At 65.1% G+C, this 393-nt stretch carries 1 pseudogene; it reads left to right on the forward strand.

Annotation, left to right across the window (positions count from 1 at the left end):
* Positions 1-19: 19 nt before the first annotated feature.
* A pseudogene (locus EN818_RS30985) lies at positions 20-393 on the forward strand (hypothetical protein); the annotation flags it as partial.

A 393-nucleotide genomic window follows, 5' to 3' on the forward strand; every position in this document is an offset into this window, starting at 1 on the left:
CTTCGCGCGGCTGTCCGCAATGTCGGACCAGGAACTATTCGCAGCCGCCGCTGGCTGCGCGGCTGAAGCAGTGCACATGGAGCGGCCATATGCTGGCAAGCCGCCTTTCGACACCAACTCGTCACCACTGGCCGCTGCGATCGACGCCGGCCGGCTAGCGAAGGCGCTCGGCGAGGCCTTCGATGCCGAGGACTACTTCAAAAGCATCGCGAAGCCGTTCGTCATCACCGCGATCCGTGAGGCCATCAACGAGGATGAAGCCCGCAAGGCTGACAAGCTGAAAAAGAAGGAGCTCGTCGAGTTCGCGGTCAAGAACGTCCCTCCGACCGGCTGGCTGCCACCGGAGTTGCGGGCGCCCACGTACAGCGGCCCGGGCGAGATCCCGGCGCTTGC

It is taken from the genome of Mesorhizobium sp. M3A.F.Ca.ET.175.01.1.1, assembly GCF_004791945.1.
In the GTDB taxonomy this organism is placed as follows: Bacteria; Pseudomonadota; Alphaproteobacteria; order Rhizobiales; family Rhizobiaceae; genus Mesorhizobium.